This window comes from Stenotrophomonas sp. CFBP 13725, from assembly GCF_014841935.1.
GTDB lineage: Bacteria > Pseudomonadota > Gammaproteobacteria > Xanthomonadales > Xanthomonadaceae > Stenotrophomonas.
The window spans coordinates 328,779-345,507 of the sequence record NZ_JACYUV010000002.1; the positions used below are offsets into that span (position 1 = coordinate 328,779).

General features: G+C 66.4%; 16 protein-coding genes and 5 tRNA genes. 16 read left to right on the forward strand and 5 right to left on the reverse strand.

Features of this window, described 5'->3' with window-relative positions; genetic code table 11:
* The first annotated feature begins 4 nt into the window (after positions 1 to 4).
* From IFT65_RS04550 to IFT65_RS04620, 15 genes are all read left to right on the forward strand, one after another.
* Entirely contained in the window at positions 5 to 2,446 is a 2,442-nt protein-coding gene (locus tag IFT65_RS04550; RefSeq protein WP_192080485.1) for a DNA internalization-related competence protein ComEC/Rec2, read from the forward strand.
* A gap of 3 nt (positions 2,447 to 2,449) precedes the next feature.
* Positions 2,450 to 3,127, forward strand: coding sequence for a MotA/TolQ/ExbB proton channel family protein (locus IFT65_RS04555; RefSeq protein WP_192080487.1), 678 nt, complete (start codon positions 2,450 to 2,452; stop codon positions 3,125 to 3,127).
* A 3-nt stretch (positions 3,128 to 3,130) separates the two neighbouring features.
* Positions 3,131 to 3,553 (forward strand): biopolymer transporter ExbD, encoded by a 423-nt coding sequence (locus IFT65_RS04560; protein ID WP_188324462.1) that lies wholly within the window; start codon positions 3,131 to 3,133, stop codon positions 3,551 to 3,553.
* Positions 3,550 to 5,298 carry a lipid A export permease/ATP-binding protein MsbA gene (gene msbA, locus IFT65_RS04565; RefSeq protein WP_192080489.1) on the forward strand — a complete coding sequence of 583 codons (1,749 nt, stop codon included), beginning with the start codon at positions 3,550 to 3,552 and terminating at the stop codon, positions 5,296 to 5,298. The genes IFT65_RS04560 and msbA overlap by 4 nt, the downstream gene beginning before the upstream one ends.
* Positions 5,298 to 6,317 (forward strand): tetraacyldisaccharide 4'-kinase, encoded by a 1,020-nt coding sequence (lpxK, locus tag IFT65_RS04570; RefSeq protein WP_188324460.1) that lies wholly within the window; start codon positions 5,298 to 5,300, stop codon positions 6,315 to 6,317. Before msbA ends, lpxK begins: the two co-directional genes overlap by 1 nt.
* Before the next feature lie 34 nt (positions 6,318 to 6,351).
* Entirely contained in the window at positions 6,352 to 7,122 is a 771-nt protein-coding gene (kdsB, locus tag IFT65_RS04575; RefSeq protein WP_192080491.1) for a 3-deoxy-manno-octulosonate cytidylyltransferase, read from the forward strand.
* 64 nt (positions 7,123 to 7,186) lie between these two features.
* Positions 7,187 to 8,599 carry a hypothetical protein gene (locus IFT65_RS04580; protein ID WP_192080492.1) on the forward strand — a complete coding sequence of 471 codons (1,413 nt, stop codon included), beginning with the start codon at positions 7,187 to 7,189 and terminating at the stop codon, positions 8,597 to 8,599.
* Positions 8,596 to 10,437: an excinuclease ABC subunit UvrC gene (uvrC, locus tag IFT65_RS04585; RefSeq protein WP_188324457.1), complete on the forward strand. Its 1,842-nt coding sequence runs from the start codon at positions 8,596 to 8,598 to the stop codon at positions 10,435 to 10,437. The genes IFT65_RS04580 and uvrC overlap by 4 nt, the downstream gene beginning before the upstream one ends.
* Before the next feature lie 9 nt (positions 10,438 to 10,446).
* Positions 10,447 to 11,070, forward strand: coding sequence for a CDP-diacylglycerol--glycerol-3-phosphate 3-phosphatidyltransferase (pgsA, locus tag IFT65_RS04590; protein WP_188324456.1), 624 nt, complete (start codon positions 10,447 to 10,449; stop codon positions 11,068 to 11,070).
* A gap of 48 nt (positions 11,071 to 11,118) precedes the next feature.
* Positions 11,119 to 11,194, forward strand: a tRNA-Gly gene (locus tag IFT65_RS04595).
* Positions 11,195 to 11,280: 86 nt separating this feature from the next.
* Positions 11,281 to 11,356, forward strand: a tRNA-Gly gene (locus IFT65_RS04600).
* 154 nt (positions 11,357 to 11,510) lie between these two features.
* Positions 11,511 to 11,586 (forward strand) — tRNA-Gly (locus IFT65_RS04605).
* Between the two features lie 154 nt (positions 11,587 to 11,740).
* Positions 11,741 to 11,816, forward strand: a tRNA-Gly gene (locus tag IFT65_RS04610).
* A gap of 67 nt (positions 11,817 to 11,883) precedes the next feature.
* Positions 11,884 to 11,957, forward strand: a tRNA-Cys gene (locus tag IFT65_RS04615).
* A gap of 423 nt (positions 11,958 to 12,380) precedes the next feature.
* Entirely contained in the window at positions 12,381 to 12,851 is a 471-nt protein-coding gene (locus IFT65_RS04620) for a hypothetical protein (RefSeq protein ID WP_192080494.1), read from the forward strand.
* 98 nt (positions 12,852 to 12,949) lie between these two features.
* Here IFT65_RS04620 and IFT65_RS04625 read toward each other — a convergent pair whose 3' ends face one another.
* From IFT65_RS04625 to IFT65_RS04635, 3 genes are all read right to left on the reverse strand, one after another.
* Entirely contained in the window at positions 12,950 to 13,348 is a 399-nt protein-coding gene (locus IFT65_RS04625; protein WP_192080496.1) for a hypothetical protein, read from the reverse strand.
* A gap of 317 nt (positions 13,349 to 13,665) precedes the next feature.
* Entirely contained in the window at positions 13,666 to 14,319 is a 654-nt protein-coding gene (locus tag IFT65_RS04630) for a glycoside hydrolase family 19 protein (protein WP_192080497.1), read from the reverse strand.
* A 258-nt stretch (positions 14,320 to 14,577) separates the two neighbouring features.
* On the reverse strand, positions 14,578 to 14,751 hold the full coding sequence (locus tag IFT65_RS04635; protein WP_188324449.1) for a hypothetical protein: 174 nt from the start codon (positions 14,749 to 14,751) through the stop codon (positions 14,578 to 14,580).
* A 232-nt stretch (positions 14,752 to 14,983) separates the two neighbouring features.
* Between IFT65_RS04635 and IFT65_RS04640 the strand changes: the two genes are divergently transcribed.
* Positions 14,984 to 15,220, forward strand: a complete 237-nt coding sequence (locus tag IFT65_RS04640; RefSeq protein ID WP_192080499.1) for a hypothetical protein — start codon at positions 14,984 to 14,986, stop codon at positions 15,218 to 15,220.
* A gap of 1 nt (position 15,221) precedes the next feature.
* On the opposite strand, the gene IFT65_RS04645 is transcribed toward IFT65_RS04640, so the two are convergent.
* Together IFT65_RS04645 and IFT65_RS04650 are read right to left on the reverse strand one after the other, a co-directional pair.
* Positions 15,222 to 16,268, reverse strand: coding sequence for a 4Fe-4S dicluster domain-containing protein (locus IFT65_RS04645; RefSeq protein WP_342365850.1), 1,047 nt, complete (start codon positions 16,266 to 16,268; stop codon positions 15,222 to 15,224).
* Entirely contained in the window at positions 16,265 to 16,558 is a 294-nt protein-coding gene (locus IFT65_RS04650; RefSeq protein WP_188324447.1) for a hypothetical protein, read from the reverse strand. The genes IFT65_RS04645 and IFT65_RS04650 overlap by 4 nt, the downstream gene beginning before the upstream one ends.
* Positions 16,559 to 16,729 lie beyond the last annotated feature (171 nt).

Genomic DNA, 16,729 nt, shown 5'->3' on the forward strand with positions numbered 1-16,729 from the left:
CGGCATGGGGGGACAGGTCCGCGATCATCTCGTCGTGCCGCCGGGCCTGTTGGGCACGTCCAGCGCGGCGGCGCTGGTGGCCGGCGCCACGGCATGCTGCCAGCTGCCGGCGCTGCCTCCCGTCGCCGCCGCCTGGACGGGATGCGCGGTGGGCCTGCTGCTCTGGCTGCTGCGCTGGCGCGGTCGATGGTTGGGCATGCTGCTGATCGGCTGCGGCTGGGCGGCCGTGCATGGCCACTGGGCCCTGGCCGCGCAGCTGCCGCCACAGGATCCTCCCCGTGACCAGCTGCTGACCGGCACCGTCATCGACCTGCCTGAGCACCACCCCACGTACAGCCGCTTTCTGCTTCGCATCGCAGACGACGCTGAGCTGCCGGTCGCATTGCGCGGGCGGCGGGTGCAGGTCTACTGGAGCGCGCCGTTCGCGCGGCCTTCGGCACGTCCCTCCACGCAACCGGCAGCGGAGGAAAAACGCCGCAGCGTGCAGGCAGGATCGCGCTGGCAGCTGCCGTTGCGCCTGCGTGCACCTCGCAGCCGGATCAACCCCGGCGGGTTCGATGGCGAACGACATGCCTTGCTGCTGGGTATCACCGCAACCGGGTCCGTGCGCGATGGCGGCAATGCGCGCGAGATCGCGCCGTCCACAGGGCTGGGTGCCTGGCGCGAGCGGATGTCCGCGCGCATCAGCGCGGCATTGCAGCGGCCGACGTCGCGCTTCATCGCTGCCCTGGCGCTTGGCGATACGCGCGGCTTGTCCGACACCGACTGGGAGCAGCTGCGGGCGCTGGGCCTGACCCATCTGATCGCCATCTCCGGCTTCCACGTGGGCCTGGTGGCGGGCGGCGTCGCGCTGATGGCCAGCCTGCTGTGGCGATGTACCCGCCTGCTGCCGATGCTGTTGCCGCGGCCTATCGCGGTGGCGCTGGCTGCGGCAGTCGGGGCAGCGTGCTATGCGCTGGTGGCGGGGCTGGCGCTGCCCACGGTACGCACGGCCTTGATGATCGTGGTGGTGGCGTTGGCGCGCTGCGGCCGACGGCGCATGGCCTGGGGCCAGTCGCTGGCGCTGGCCGCATTCGCCACCCTGCTGGTCGCGCCGCTGTCTGTGCTGGTGGCTGGCTTCTGGCTCAGCTTCGGTGGCGTGCTGTGGCTGCTGTGGTGCCTGCCCGGTGGTGGACGGCCGGAGGGAGGCTTGCGCGGCATCCTCAAGCCGTTTTTCGCTGCACAGGGCGTTGCCACTCTGGCGCTGCTGCCGCTGGGGATCAGTCTGTTCGGCCAGGCCTCGCGGATCGGGCCGCTGGTCAATCTGCCGGTGGTGCCGTGGTGGAGCCTGGTGGTGGTGCCGCTGGCCCTGCTCGGCACGGCCCTTGAGGCCCTCCACGCTGGGCTGGGGCAGTGGTTGTGGCAGCTGGCCGACTGGAGTTTCGCGCTGAGCTGGCGCTGGCTGCAGCCCCTGTCTGAATGGAGTGGGGCAGTGTGGTGGCTGCCGGAAGCACCGCGCTGGACCTTGCCGATGGCGCTGCTGGGCGTGTTCTGGTGGCTGCTGCCACGGGGGAGGGGGGGCGTGCTGGCAGCGCCCTTGTTGTGCCTGCCGCTGCTGTGGCCATCGCGGGGAGCGCCGGCTGCGGGCGAGGTGGAGCTGCTGGTGATGGACGTCGGCCAAGGCACGGCGGTGCTGGTGCGCACGGCCACCCACGTGCTGCTGTACGACCTCGGGCCACCGGGTGCAGGCAGCGATGCCGGTGAACGCGTGGTGGTGCCAACCCTGCGCGCCTTGGGCACCGGGCCGCCGCAGCGGGTGATGCTCAGCCACGGTGACGCTGACCACGCGGGCGGATTGCCTGGCGTTCGTGCGGCGTTCCCCGAAGTCCCCGTGTCGGCGCCGCTGGGGGCCGGCATCGCCGTGGCCACGCCCTGCCACCGTGGCCAGCGCTGGAACTGGGACGGCGTGGACCTGCAGGTGCTTCATCCCGCACCTGGCCATGCCGAGCGCGGGAACGAGAGCAGTTGCGTGCTGCGTATCGCCACCGCGCACGGGGCCGTACTGCTTGCCGGTGACATCGGCGCGTCCAGTGAAGCGGCCCTGCTGCGCGGCGACCGCGCGGCGTTGGCCGCGCAGGTGGTGCTGGTGCCGCACCATGGCAGTGCCGGGTCGTCCAGCGCCGCCTGGGTGGCGGCGGTGTCGCCGCGGCTTGCGCTGGTGTCGGCCGGTCATCGCAACCGCTTCCGCCATCCGCGGGCAGAGGTGGTGGCGCGTTGGCACGCGGTCGGGGCCGAAGTGCTGAACACCGCCGAATCGGGCGCCGTGCGCGTCTGGCTGGGCGGGCAGGGCCTGCAGGTGCGCGAACAACGTGCGCATGCTGGCCGCTGGTGGGATGCTGCGGGGCGGACGCGGGCGGCTGCTATCCTATCGGTGGACAAACAGGCGGCCGCTGGGCCGGAGGGTTGAAACGTGTGGGAACTGGTCAAGGCCGGTGGCTGGCCGATGGTGCCGCTGCTGCTGTTGGGTGTGTTGGCTTTGGCGATCGTCCTGGAGCGTTTCTGGTCCCTGCGCCGTAACGAGGTCCTGCCGCCGGGACTGGGCCAGGATGTGCGCAACTGGGCCGCGCGCGGCAAGCTGGATCCAGCGCACCTGCAGACCCTGCGGGCGAACTCGCCGCTGGGCGCTCTGCTGGCTGCCGCCCTGGATGCGCGCAACCGACCGCGCGACCAGATCCGTGAGCGCATCGAAGACACCGGGCGCTTCCTCGTCCATCGCATGGAGCGCTTCCTCAACACGCTGGGCACCATCGCCTCGGCCGGCCCGCTGCTGGGTCTGCTGGGCACGGTGGTCGGCATGATCCAGATGTTCATGGGCATCCTCGACCACGGCGTGGGTGATGTGAACCAGCTGGCCGGTGGCATCGGCAAGGCGCTGGTGTGCACGGCGACCGGCATGATCGTGGCCATCCCGGCGCTGATGTTCCACCGTTACTTCAAGGGCCGCATCAACGGCTACGTGATCGAAATGGAGCAGGAAGCCAGCGCCCTGCTGGATGCGCTCGATGGGCGTCCCAGCGTACTGGCGACGGCTGCCCGCACGGCCGGCCAGGCGACCGCGCCCACTGCGCCGTCCCCGGCCAAGGTCTGACGGATGCGCATCCGCAACGACCGTGCCGCCGATGAGCCGCACATCGACCTGGTGCCGCTGATCGACGTGATCCTGGTGCTGATCATCTTCTTCGTGGTCACCACCACCTTCGATGCGCGGTCCACGCTGCAGGTGCAGCTGCCGCATGCCAGCCAGCAGGCCAACAGCGAGCCGCCGCGCGCGCTGAGCATTCTCATCAACGCCGACGGCCGTTACTTCGTCAACGACCAGGAAGTGCTGCGCACCGACGTGGAGTCGGTCAAGCAGACCATCGCCAGCGTTGCCGGTGAAGACCGCACGCAGTCGGTGCTGCTGCGCGCCGATGCACGTACTCCCTACCAGGCCGTGGTCACCGCGCAGGATGCGCTGGGCCAGCTTGGCTTCCGCAGGATTTCCATCGCGACCGCTCCCGAGGTGCGTCAATGAGTTCCAAACACGCGCCCGTCTGGCCGATCTACAAACGCCTGCTGGGCTACACACGCGCCTATTGGGTGTTCATGGTGGCTGCCGTGGTGGCCATGGTGGTTGAAGCCCTGGCCGGCTATCACTTCACCAAGCTGATGGAGCCGCTGGTCAATCGGGGCTTCGTCAATCCGGAACCGCGCATGGCGGTGATCCTGCCGCTGACCATCCTGGGCCTGTTCATGATGCGCAGCCTGGCCACGCTGGTCAGCGATTACACGCTGGCACGCACCGGACGCAGCGTGGTGCGCGACCTGCGCGAGCAGGTGCTGGACAAGTACCTGCACCTGCCGTCGTCGCACTTCGATACCGAAGCCACGCCGGTGATGGTCAGTCGCCTGAACTTCGACACCGAGCAGGTCACCCAGGCCAGTGCGGATGCGCTGAAGACGCTGGTGGCCGACACCCTGACCATCATCGCGATGCTGGTGGTGATGCTGCAGATGAGTGTCAAGGTGACCGTGGCGATGCTGGTGGTGGTGCCGCTTATCGGGGTCATCGTGTCCTTCGTGGGCAAGCGCTACCGGCGCATCAGTCGCGGCATCCAGGACGGCATGGGCACCATGGCGGCGACGGCCGAACAGTCCTTGGCCGCACAGCAGGAAGTGAAGGTGCATGGCACGCAGCAGCTGGAGATCAGCCGCTATGCGCGGCTGGCCAACCGCATGCTCGGCTTGAACATGAAGGTGGAGACCACGCGCGCGTTCGCCTCCAGCACCGTGCAGTTCCTGGCGGCGCTGGCGCTGGCGGTGATCGTCTGGGTCGCCACGCGCGAGGCGCTGGTGGGCAAGCTCAATGCCGGCCAGTTCATGGGCCTGATGACCTCGATGATGGCCATCATTCCGTCGCTGCGGCGCTTGACCAGCGTGCAGACGTCGATTTCGCGCGGCGTAGCCGCTGCCGAACGTCTGTTCTCCATCCTCGATATGCCGGTGGAGCGTGACAAGGGCAACCAGCGCATCGGCCGAGCGCGCGGCGAGCTGGCGTTCGAGCACGTGATGCTGCGTTATCGCGAAGATGCCGGCACGGCGCTGGATGACATCAGCTTCGTCGCGGCGCCTGGTACGGTGACCGCCGTGGTCGGCCGCTCGGGCAGTGGCAAGACCAGCCTGATCCGCCTGGTGCCGCGCTTCTACGAGCCCAGTGGCGGACGCATTACGCTGGATGGCGTATCGCTGGACGACTACCCGCTGGCCGACCTGCGTCGGCAGGTGGCGATGGTGGGGCAGAAGGTGATGCTGTTCGATGACACCATCGGGGCCAACATCGCCTACGGCATGGATGCCAGCGAAGAACAGATCCGCAGCGCCGCCGAGGCAGCCAACGCCTGGGAGTTCATCGCCCGCCTGCCGCAGCAGCTGCAGACGCCGGTCGGCGAAAACGGTGCACTGCTGTCGGGTGGCCAGCGCCAGCGCCTGGCGATCGCCCGCGCGATCCTGCGTGATGCGCCTATCCTGATCCTGGACGAGGCCACTGCGGCACTGGACAACGAATCCGAGCGGCTGGTGCAGGACGCCCTGCAGCGCCTGATGCCGGACCGCACCACGCTGGTGATCGCGCACCGCCTGTCCACCATCGAGCACGCAGACCAGGTGCTGGTGATGGACCAGGGACGCATCGTCGAACGGGGTACCCACGTCGAACTGTTGGCGATGGGTGGCCTGTACGAGCACCTGTACAAGATGCAGTTCCGCGAAAGGCAGGCCTGATGTCCGGCAAAGGTACGCAGACACCGGTTTACTGGTACGACGGCTCGACGATTCCGTTCGGCATGCGCCTGCTCAGCCCCGTGTATGCGGCGGTGACCGGGCTGCGTCGACGGCTGTTCCGGCGCGGCTGGCTGAAGCAGCACAGCCTGCCGGTGCCGGTGATCGTGGTGGGCAACATTACCGCCGGTGGCACCGGCAAGACGCCCCTGACCATCGCGCTGGTACAGCGCCTGCGCGATGCGGGATGGAAGCCGGGCGTGGCGAGTCGTGGCTATGGCCGCGACGCGGCCGAGACCGCGCGCTGGGTGGACGCCGATACGCCCACCGATCTGGGCGGTGACGAACCGGTTCTGATCGCCTGGAAAACCGGCGCGCCGGTACGCGTGGACCGTGATCGTGTGGCTGCCGGCAAAGCCCTGGTGGATGCCGGCTGCGATGTCATCGTCTGCGATGACGGCCTGCAGCATTACCGCCTGGCGCGCGACATCGAGATCGAAGTCATCGACGCCCAGCGTCGCTATGGCAACGGCCGACTGCTGCCTGCCGGCCCCTTGCGCGAGCCGGTGGCCCGCGCGTCGGAATGCGATTTCCGCGTCGTCAATCTCGGCTCAAGCAGCGGTGAAGCAGCGGAAAGCGCCTGCGGTTTCGGCCAATGGGCGATGAGCCTGCGCATCGACAGCGCCCAGCCGTTGGTGGGGGGGCGCCTGCGTGCACTTTCTCATTTCGCCGGACAGCGCGTACATGCGGTGGCCGGCATCGCCAATCCGCAGCGCTTCTTCGACATGCTGCGTGCCGCGCGCATCGGCGTGGTGCCGCATGCCTTCGCCGATCATCACGCCTACCAGGCCGCTGATCTGCGCTTCGGCAGTGAGCTGCCGATCCTGATGACCGAAAAAGACGCGGTGAAGTGCCGCGCGTTCGCCAACGACTGGCATTTCGCGGTGCCGCTGCAGGCCGACCTGCCTGCTGCCTTCTGGGTGGCATTGACCGATCGCCTCGAGAAACTGCGTGCGGGCTGATGTGCCGCATGAACTGCCTGAAAGGACTGCTCCCATGACTGACTTCGTCGTCGCCATTCCCGCCCGCTATGCGGCATCGCGCCTGCCCGGCAAGCCGCTGCGGCTGCTGGGTGGCGAGCCCCTGGTGCTGCACGTGGCGCGACGCGCGCTGTTGGCCGGTGCCCGCGAAGTATGGGTCGCCACCGATGACACGCGCATCGCCGATGCGCTGGGCGGGCTGGCCGACGTCAACGTGGCCATGACCGACGTGGCGCACGCATCGGGCACCGACCGGCTGGCCGAGTGCGCGCGGATCGCCTGCTGGGCCGATGACACGGTGGTGGTCAACCTGCAGGGCGATGAGCCCTTCGCGCCAGCAGCCGGCATCCGCGCCGTGGCCGAGGCGCTGGGCGATGGCCGGGCACCGATGTCCACGCTGGCGACCCTTGTGGAGGACGCCGAAACCCTGTTTGACCCCAACGTGGTCAAGCTGGTACGCAACGTGCGCAACGAGGCGATGTACTTCAGCCGCGCGCCGATCGCCTGGCACCGCGATGGCTTTGCGCGCAGCCGCGAGGTGCTGCCGGACGGTCACCGCTGGCTGCGTCATATCGGCATCTACGGGTATCGCGCCCGGTTCCTGCAGCAGTTCGCGGCGATGCCGCCGGGAACGCTGGAGCAGGTCGAGAATCTGGAGCAGCTGCGCGTGCTGGAGGCCGGTTTTCCGATCAGCGTGGCGTTGTCACCCGCCCCGTTCCCGCCGGGCATCGATACGCCCGAAGACCTGGCGCGGGCCGAAGCGCTGCTGGCCACCGGCCAGGCGTGAGGCTTGGCCGGCAGGGTCTGGGGGCACAACGATTGCATGACACGGTCTCCGGCATAATCAGCGCATGAATGCCCAACCCGTCCAGGATCTCCCCGAATTCGCCACGTGGCTGAATGCTGCGCCGGCCACCTTGAGCGAACTGCGTGGCCGACCGCTGGCGCTGCTGTTCGTCAACGCGGCGTCGGTCTGGTGCGCGCAGCGTCTGGCCGAAGTGGCCAACTGGCAGTCGCGCAACCCGGGCCGCCTGCAGGTGCTGGTACTGCAGGTGCCGCGCTTCGATTTCGAACGGGACCAGGCGGCATCGCTGAAGCTGCTGCGGCGGCAGGGGCTGAGCTCGATCGCACTGCTCGACAGCGATTGGGATGGCTGGCGCCGGTTCGGCGTGACCGCGTGGCCGACGATGGTGATGATGGATGTGTATGGCCGCGAGAGTGGCCGACTGGTCGGACTGGGGCAGCCCGGCGAGCTGGATCGCAGCCTGAACGAGCTGTGTGCCGGCGCGCAGGCTGCCGATATCGCGCCGCTGCGTGAGTTGAATCCAGAGCCCCGCGTGCCGCTGTGCTTTCCCACCGGCCTGGCGGTAACCACCGAGCGGCTGTACATCGCCGACACGGGACACCACCGCATCCTCGAATGCAGCCATGGCGGCCGTGTACTGCGCCAGTTCGGCCAGGGCACCGCCGACCTGATGGATGGCGGCGCGCAGGAGGCGGCGTTCAACCGCCCGCAAGCGTTGGTGGTGGAGCGTGAATGCCTGTACGTCGCCGACACCGGCAACCACGCCCTGCGGCGCATCAACATCATCACCGGCCAGGTCGACACGTTGTGTGGCAACGGGCGCTGCGGCGAGCCGGTGGAGGGCGAGCTGAGCGATCCACGCTCCTCGCAGCTCAATCACCCCATCGGCCTTGCCTTGGCTGACAACGAACTGCACATCGCCATGGCCGGTGACAACCGGATATGGAGCTATCACCTCGGCCAGCGACGCCTGCAGCGGCGCGCCGGGAGCGGGATCCTCGATCAGCGCGACGGCGCCGGCAACGTGGCGGCGTTTGCCCAGCCTACCGCGCTGGCGGTAGTGCAGCAGGCGCTGTACGTGGCCGATGCGCTGGGGTCGTCGATCCGGTCGCTGCAGTTGCGCGGTGACCTGGTGCAGACGCTGGTGGGGCAGGGCATGTGGAGCCACGGTGCCGAAGACGGCCCGCGCGAGCAGGCCAGCCTGCAGTTCCCGCAGGCCATCGCACTGAGCCCGGATGCGCCGCTGCTGTGGATCGCCGATACCGGCAATGGCCGGCTGCGCACGCTGCGGCTGGGCGGTGGCGAGCTGCTGACCCAGGCGCTGCCACGGCGGCTGCATGGGCCGGCGGGGCTGGCGGCCGGCGCGGGCGCGGTATGGATCGCCGAGACCGATGCACATGCCGTACTGCGGCTGGACCCCGCCAGTGGCGTGCTGAGCGAAGTGCCGATCACCGAATGAACGAAGTACCCGCTTTTGATGGCAAGGCGTTCGCCGCTGCCTTGAGTACCGCACCCGGCGTCTACCGCATGTACGGTGCCGACGATGCGCTGCTGTACGTGGGCAAGGCGCGCGCGCTGCGCAACCGCGTCGGCAGCTACTTCAACGGCAGCCCGAAGAACGCACGCATCATGTCGATGCTGTCGCAGATCGTCAGGATGGACGTGACGGTCACGCGCTCGGAAGGCGAAGCGCTGCTGCTGGAAAACCAACTGATCAAATCGCTGTCGCCGCGTTACAACGTGTCGCTGCGCGATGACAAGACCTATCCGCACGTCCTGCTGACCCGCGAGCAGTGGCCACGCATTGCGCTGCACCGCGGCCCGCGCGCGGTGCCGGGCCGCTATTTTGGCCCGTATCCCGGCGTCACCGCCGTGCGCGAAACGCTGAACCTGATGCACAAGCTGTTCAAGCTGCGAAGTTGCGAAGACAGCGTGTTCCGCAACCGCTCGCGGCCCTGCCTGCAGTACCAGATCGGTCGCTGCAGTGCGCCGTGCGTAGAGCTGGTGCCGGCCGAGGACTACGCCGAATCGGTGCGCCGGGCGTCCATGTTCCTGGAAGGCAAGAGTGATGACCTGACCCGCGAGCTGGGCGAACAGATGCAGGCCGCGAGTGAGTCGCTGGAGTTCGAGCAGGCCGCGCGGTTGCGTGACCTGGTCAAATCGCTGCGCAGCATGCAGACCCGGCAGTATGTCGATGGCCGCGCGGCCGACCTGGACGTGCTGGCCGTGGCCACGCGCGGAGCGCAGGCCTGCGTGATGCTGCTGGCGTTCCGTGATGGCCGCAACATGGGCACGCGGCCGTTCTTCCCGCGCACCAATGGCGAAGACAGCCCGGACGAAGTGCTGGGCGCGTTCGTATCTCAGTACTACGTGGAATTCCAGCCGCCGCGCGAGATCCTGCTGGACCGCGAAATTCCCGATGCGTCGCTGCTGGAAGTGGCGTTGTCCGCCTCCGCCGAGCACAAGGTGCAGTTGAAATGGAACGTCCGCGGCGAACGCGCGGGGTATCTGGAACTGGCCAGCCGCAATGCCCAGCTGACCTTGGCCACCGAGCTCAACAGCCGGGATTCGCAGCACGCGCGCAGCGAGGCCGTGCGCGAGATGCTGGGCCTGGCCGAGCCGGTGAAGCGGGTGGAATGTTTCGATATCAGCCACACCATGGGCGAGGCCACGGTGGCATCGTGCGTGGTGTTCGACGCCGCCGGTCCGGTGAAAGCGCAGTATCGCCGTTTCAACATCACCGGCATCGAGCCGGGGGATGACTATGCGGCCATGCGCCAGGCCATCGACCGACGCTTCCGCCGGGCGGTGGAAGAGCAGGGCGTGCTGCCGGATGTGCTGTTGATCGACGGCGGTGCCGGCCAGCTGACCCAGGCGCAGGAAGCGCTGGCCGACCTGGGTGTGGAAGGCGTGCTGCTGGTGGGCGTGGCCAAGGGTGCGGAACGCCGCGCCGGACACGAAGCGCTGGTGCTGCCCGACGGCCGCGAGCTGCGCCCGGGCGCGGCCTCGCCGGCCCTGCAGTTCATCCAGCAGGTGCGCGATGAGGCGCACCGCTTCGCCATCACCGGCCATCGCGGCCGCCGCCAGAAAGCGCGGATGACCAGCAAACTGGAAGACATCGCCGGCATCGGCCCACGGCGGCGGGCCAGCCTGCTCAAGCATTTCGGCGGACTGGTCGGCCTGAAGGCGGCAGGCGAGTCGGAAATAGCCAAGGTCGAGGGCATCAACGATGCCCTCGCTGCCCGTATCTACGCTAACCTTCATGGACTGCCCGAGCCGAATGCGGCGGGCGAGTAGAGAGATCTGATGACGTTGACCCTCCCCACCTGGCTGACACTGCTGCGGATCCTGATGATCCCGGTGCTGGTGCTGGTGTTCTATCTTCCCTATACATGGACGAACTTCGCCTCGGCGGCCCTGTTCGGCTTGGCAGCGATCACCGACTGGCTGGATGGCTGGATCGCGCGGCGCTACAAGCTGGAATCGGCGTTCGGCGCGTTCCTGGACCCGGTGGCTGACAAGCTGATGGTGGCCGTGGCGCTGTTCCTGATCGTGCAGGGGCACCCGACTCCGTGGATGGCCTTCTGGGCGGCGGTGATCGTCGGCCGCGAAATCGCCGTGTCCGCGCTGCGCGAGTGGATGGCGGAACTGGGCCAGCGCGCGAAGGTGCGCGTGGCGATGATCGGCAAGGTCAAGACCACCGCGCAGATGGTGGCCTTGCTGTGCCTGCTGTATTCCGTAGCGCCCAACACTCCGGTCGAGTCGATCTGGATGGGCCCGCCGGTGTTCCATATCGGCGACTGGACCCTGGCGATCGCCGCCATGCTGACGCTGTATTCGGGCCTGCAGTATCTGCATGCCGCCTGGCCGAGCCTGCGCGCCGATGAACGCGCGGCACGCGAACGCGCGCGATTGAAGAAAGGCGGCTGACAGGCCTGTTGACACCGATGTGAAGACAGGTAAAATGCCGCCTCCCAAGCGGGAATAGCTCAGTTGGTAGAGCGCAACCTTGCCAAGGTTGAGGTCGCGAGTTCGAGTCTCGTTTCCCGCTCCAGAATCTGAAAGAGGCCGAAAGGCCTCTTTTTTTGTTTTCGCGTTTCTTGACTCCTGCGCTGGCTGCTGTAGAATGCCGCCTCCCAAGCGGGAATAGCTCAGTTGGTAGAGCGCAACCTTGCCAAGGTTGAGGTCGCGAGTTCGAGTCTCGTTTCCCGCTCCAGGTTTTCGAAAAGAAGCCCACGTGGCTTCTTTTTTTTGCCTGCATCCCGCGCTGGAAAACCAGCATCCGGACTGTTCGATTGCAGATGAACAGGCTTGACGAGATGAAGGTTTTTAGACACAATATCGCTTCTTCGGCGCAGGTCGAAGAAAACGCGGGAATAGCTCAGTTGGTAGAGCGCAACCTTGCCAAGGTTGAGGTCGCGAGTTCGAGTCTCGTTTCCCGCTCCAGTTTTACCGGGCCCCGGAAGGGGCTTTGTTTTTCTCCCGCGCTGGCTGCGCGGGGCAGCGCTCCAGTAAGCGGCCTGCAACGGGAAAAACGATGTGTTGAAGCGTGAAAAACGCTGGTGTGGTCCCGGGTCATCCGGTAGCATGTCGGCCTCACGCGGGAATAGCTCAGTTGGTAGAGCGCAACCTTGCCAAGGTTGAGGTCGCGAGTTCGAGTCTCGTTTCCCGCTCCAAATCCCGACAGGTTCCAACACGGAACTTCGTCTTACCAGGGTCTCGCATCCTTGGTTGCTGTACACCGGCCTGGTGGCAGAGTGGTTATGCAGCGGCCTGCAAAGCCGCGTACGCCGGTTCAATTCCGACCCAGGCCTCCAGACTAAAGCCCTGATCTTGATCAGGGCTTTTTTTTATGTCTGTAATTCGGCGTGTGCTTCGGTCGGCGGTCTTGGCGGCATGTCGCATGCTGCCCATTGCCGTATGGATGGTGGCCAATCCGGCGTCATCTCTGGTCCCGCGCTTCGCGCCATCTCATGTCTTTGATGGCTACGCGGGATACATGGCGCACATGGGCGGAACTTCGCAATTTTCCTCATGGACGCAGGCACTTGCCGCTGCGCACGATGATCCCGCTGGTGCCACGGGGCATCAGCCGGGATTGCCATCCTGTTAGTGAGTTAACCGTTGACTCTGTTCTGCCCTCCGGGGCACGGCGGAGAATGCACTGCATCGCCTATCGGTTTCATGGCAGGCGATGCGGGGGATCCCTGATCCGCCGGTTAATGGTTTACTCACCCGGTATGGCAACCCGCATCGCCCGCCACCTTGCGCTCCGGCGCAGGTGGCCTCACTGCGAGGTCCTGCCGTTGACTACCGAACATCCCCTGAGCTCCGCGCGTCTTGCCTCCCTGCTGGGCGAGCAGATCCACGACGTGCCGCAGAAGTTCATCGAGACGCTGGAACGCCGTCTGCAGCAGTACGCGGCTGAGCACCCGGCGAGTACTCGACTGACCCACCTGACGCTGGTTCCGTCGCTGCCCGCACCGGAGGTAGACCCGTCCGCCGAACTGGAGCGCGTGGGTAAAGTCGCCGTGCCAATCCGCGTGATGCAAGCTTTGGATGCGGCGCTGGAGATCCTGCATGCCGAGCACATAGCGCGTTGCGATGGGGATAACGCTTCGCTGCTTGGAGAGCACCTGGTAGATGGCTTGCTGGTTGCTGGCCGGGAATTGATCAAGGCATCGGCTGGAAAGCAGTTGGAAGTGCGATGAGCCCTGCGGTCCTTAGCCCTGTGCACACCTGAATCAGAAGGCGCGGTGGTGCGTTCCACCTTCGCCGCGCTCGGGTCATTCAATACCTTTCGAGAAGGTCACAACGATCCCGCATGGCTGTTTCCACTCTTCCCGCAAGAGAGCAGTGTGCGGGTTCCAAAGGGGAACTTGGCGGTGCTCGTGCGGACCACTTCGCCGCCCAGCTTTGAGCAGTACCGATCCATCTTGGTAAGTGTGTCCTTTGACTGCTCGGATGCTTTGAGAAGCAGATGCCCATCCGATGCTACCGAGTGAACCAATTCCACGAGATCTCCTTCTTCCAGTTGATACCGGCGAATCAACGTTGGCGGATTTCCTGGGGTGTCGTTGCTACTCGATACTGTTTCTGAGATTAGCTCGAACGATTGCGGCATGAGCGGCAATGTATTTTCGGCAGCAGCGCCTTGGCATAACAGCACGCCTGCGGCAGCCGATAGAGCGGTTTTTGAGTTCCACATGCGTGATCCTTGACGTCGTTGGGACGCTGCTGAGGCAACAGAAGGCTGCCTGCGGGCCGCAACGCCTGCTGTCAGAAATCGCGCAAATGGGTTGGCAGGCGGTACGGTCCGGCATGCAGGTCGGTGCAGATAGAGGTGAACCAGTCTGGTAGAGCGGACTTCAGTCCGCTGCCGTCCCGCATCGCAGCAGCCGCGACGGCGACGGCAACCGCAACCGCAACGGCAGCCGACTGAAGTCGGCTCTACCGGGTATCAGTGTGGCCAGCGCCAACACGTCACGACGCGTGCGGGCATCAGTCGCATGCCATTGCGCGTCTCTACCAGCCATCTGCGCGCGGCATCGTGCCCAGCGCCAGCAGCGCACGGCGCGTGCGGGCGCCGCGTTCGCTCAGCGCCTGCGGTGTCGCTTTGCAGGCGGCACTTCCCAGGTTGACGTGTCGGCTTATCGACAGCAGATCGTCCTTGTCGGCCAGCACATTGAGTCCGGCGTCGTGCCACCATGCGGCTGCCGCCAGCGCAGCCACTTCCGGGGATTCCATCAACTCGGGTTGTTCTTCCAGTGGCATGCCGATCAGCACGCCGATGCGCCGATAGTCGCCACGCCCGCGTAGCGGTAACGGTCCGCGACCGCGATATCGATATCCATCGCCGCTGGCTTCGTCGCCGTTGCCACCTTGATCAGCGTGCACGCGATTGGCCAGCCGCTCCGGCTTGCGCGCGTAGGACGAATGTTCCGCTTCGGCAACGCGACAGCCGTATTCGTCGCGGATGCGCTTGGGGCTGTACGACAGCAGTTCCTGCAACGTCTGCAGGCTGTGGCTTTCATGCCCCAGTTGGGCCAGGAAGTGGGCCTGGCGCCGCGGTGTAGTGATGCCGAAGGTGTCCATGGCCACGTTCAACGGGTCTGCCCAACGCTGCGCCAGCGTCAACGGGCACATGAGAATTTGCGAAAGGTGTGCTGCGGTGAGCATCTGACGCTCCGGGAGCCGAGGCGCGCATCGGCCCTGCGCGCGATAAGGCTGCACGAACGCGGTGTAGCCGCTGTGTCCTGTCAGCAGACGGCAGCTTGCGCGCGACGTGCAGCCTACACAGTGCGGCAGGCTCGCTTGATCTCCCTCTGTTCCGTCCGCTGCGCCCCGCCGCCGCGTGGTACGCAGCCGCGGCGTCGCATGGGGCATGGCGCAACCTGTCAGCCTGCGCAGCGGCTGCACCCACAGGCGGGGTAGGTCTCAGCCGACGATCGGCTCGACCTGCTGCCGGCCTTCCTGGCTCAGGTCGATGTCACCATCTTCGGCCTGTACGGCCAAGCCGGCCTTGACCGCCCACGTCGCGTCTTCGGCAGACACCTCACGCGTTGCGTGGATGTCCTCAAGGATCCTGCGCTGCTCGGTCGTCAGTTGCATGCTCGTCTCACCTGTCTGTTTTCACCAACCTTAGCGGTACGGGGTGAGGGCGGTGTCGGTAGTAGGCGACGTAACCTGGCGGGAGCAGGTAAATAGTTCAGGTTTATGCCGATGATGTGTTCTTCTTGTCATTGACGTGTAGTCAAATTTATGACTAATTCAATAGGCGGCATAAGCAGGCTTTCTGGACGAGAGAGTCGAAACCGGGCGTTTATTCCTTGGAGGGTCGTACATGGACTACGGCACGCAGGATCTGGCAGACCAGGTCCGCCACGAGCTGGAAGACAGTTACCAGAAGCACGGATGCGGTCCAGAGTTCTGGAATACCTACCAGCAGGTGCTCGCGCGATTGGTGCCACAAGGTGGCCAGCGCACGCAGGTCACCAATGAAATGGCGTTGTTGATCGAGCAGCTTGGCATCGTGCGGCAGGCGCAACTTGTGCCACCTGCCGAGTCGCCAGCGCGCTGAGTCAGCCCGCGAACAGGCGCGCCACCAGCCACGCCCCCAGCACGCAGAGCGGGACCAGCAGCACCAGCGTGAACGGTCGCAGCATCCTGCGTGGCGGCAACAGGCCGTGGTCGGGTCTCGTGTAACGGATCAGCCCGGAGGTGCCCATCGTGGCTTGCTGCACGTTGTTGCAGGCCACCAGGCATGCGCCACACGCCAGACAATCCGCCTGTGGCCCCTCACGTACGTCCAGCCCTACCGGGCAGGCGCTGACGCAGAGGCGGCAGTCGACGCAGTCCCCCAGCCGGTCAGCGGCGAAGAGCGGCATGGACCCGGCAAGTTCAGGATGTGCGGCGCGAAACACGTAGTCCTGCGCGGTAGTGGGGTCGAGCAGCCCCCGGCCGCGCGCCGCCACGCTGCCCAGCCCGGCAGCGCGCATGCCTCGGGGCTCGCCGCGCGGCGCCAGATAGAGCATGCGCGGCGTATGCGCATCGGCCAGCAGGGGCTGGACGCGTGCAAACGGACACAGCGCCCTGCACACATGACGGCGCAGGAATCCTGCATTGCCCCATGTCGCGGCAGCATAGAACACGATCCAGAACGTTTCCCAGGCACCCAGCCGGCACTGCACCGCCCGCATCAGCAACGGGTGGAACGGCGTGAAAAGGCCGACGACGGTCAGGCCGGTGGCCAAGGCCAGGCAGGCCCAGAGCGCATGCCGCAACAGCGGCTCAACGGATGCGCCTTGAAGTGCCCACCGCGTGCCACGTTCCACCCAGCCAAACAACTGGCTCCACAACGTCTGCGGACAGGCATGGCCGCACCACAGTCGCCCCGCCAGGTGGGTGAACAGCGCCAGCAACACGGCGGCAAATGCCAACAGCGCCAACAGCAGGCCCACATCGTCCGGCCACAGGGTGAGCCCGAACAGGTCAAACCGGCGCTGCGCGAGATCCAACAACAGGGCTTGTCGGCCGTTCCACTGCAGCCACGGCAACCCGTAGAAGGCTGCCAGCAGCGCAAGCGTCAGTCCGGTTCGCAGATAGGGCGTGCGCAGCAGCCAGTTCACCCCAACGGCACCTCATCGTCGTCCGCATCCATCGGCCGCAGCAGGTACGCGGTGACGGCGCTGGAGGCGGCGGTGACCGTCCAGAACATGAAGAACCCCAGCGTGTAGCCCAGTTCACGGCTGATCACGTGGTCAGGAAAGGTGATGGCACATAAGCGCACCGGATCAACGAAGGCGAAGAACACCCCGCTGGCCAGCCCCGCCGCGATGAAGCTGGGCCACAGCACCATCCCCCACCGCTCGACGCGTTGTCGGCAGGGCAGGCGATGAGGGACAGGCGACAGCGGCATGCGGGTCAGTCCGGCAGGAGGCAGTGGGGCGACGGGCTGCGGGTGTATCGCGCGCCGGCGAGCGATCAATCTAGGAAGCCCGTCCGGCGCAGGCATTGATCTGGATCAAGCGCTGCAGGGCCCGCCCGCTGCGCGCACGCGCGCGCGGTGGGATAATCGCGGTTCGACACC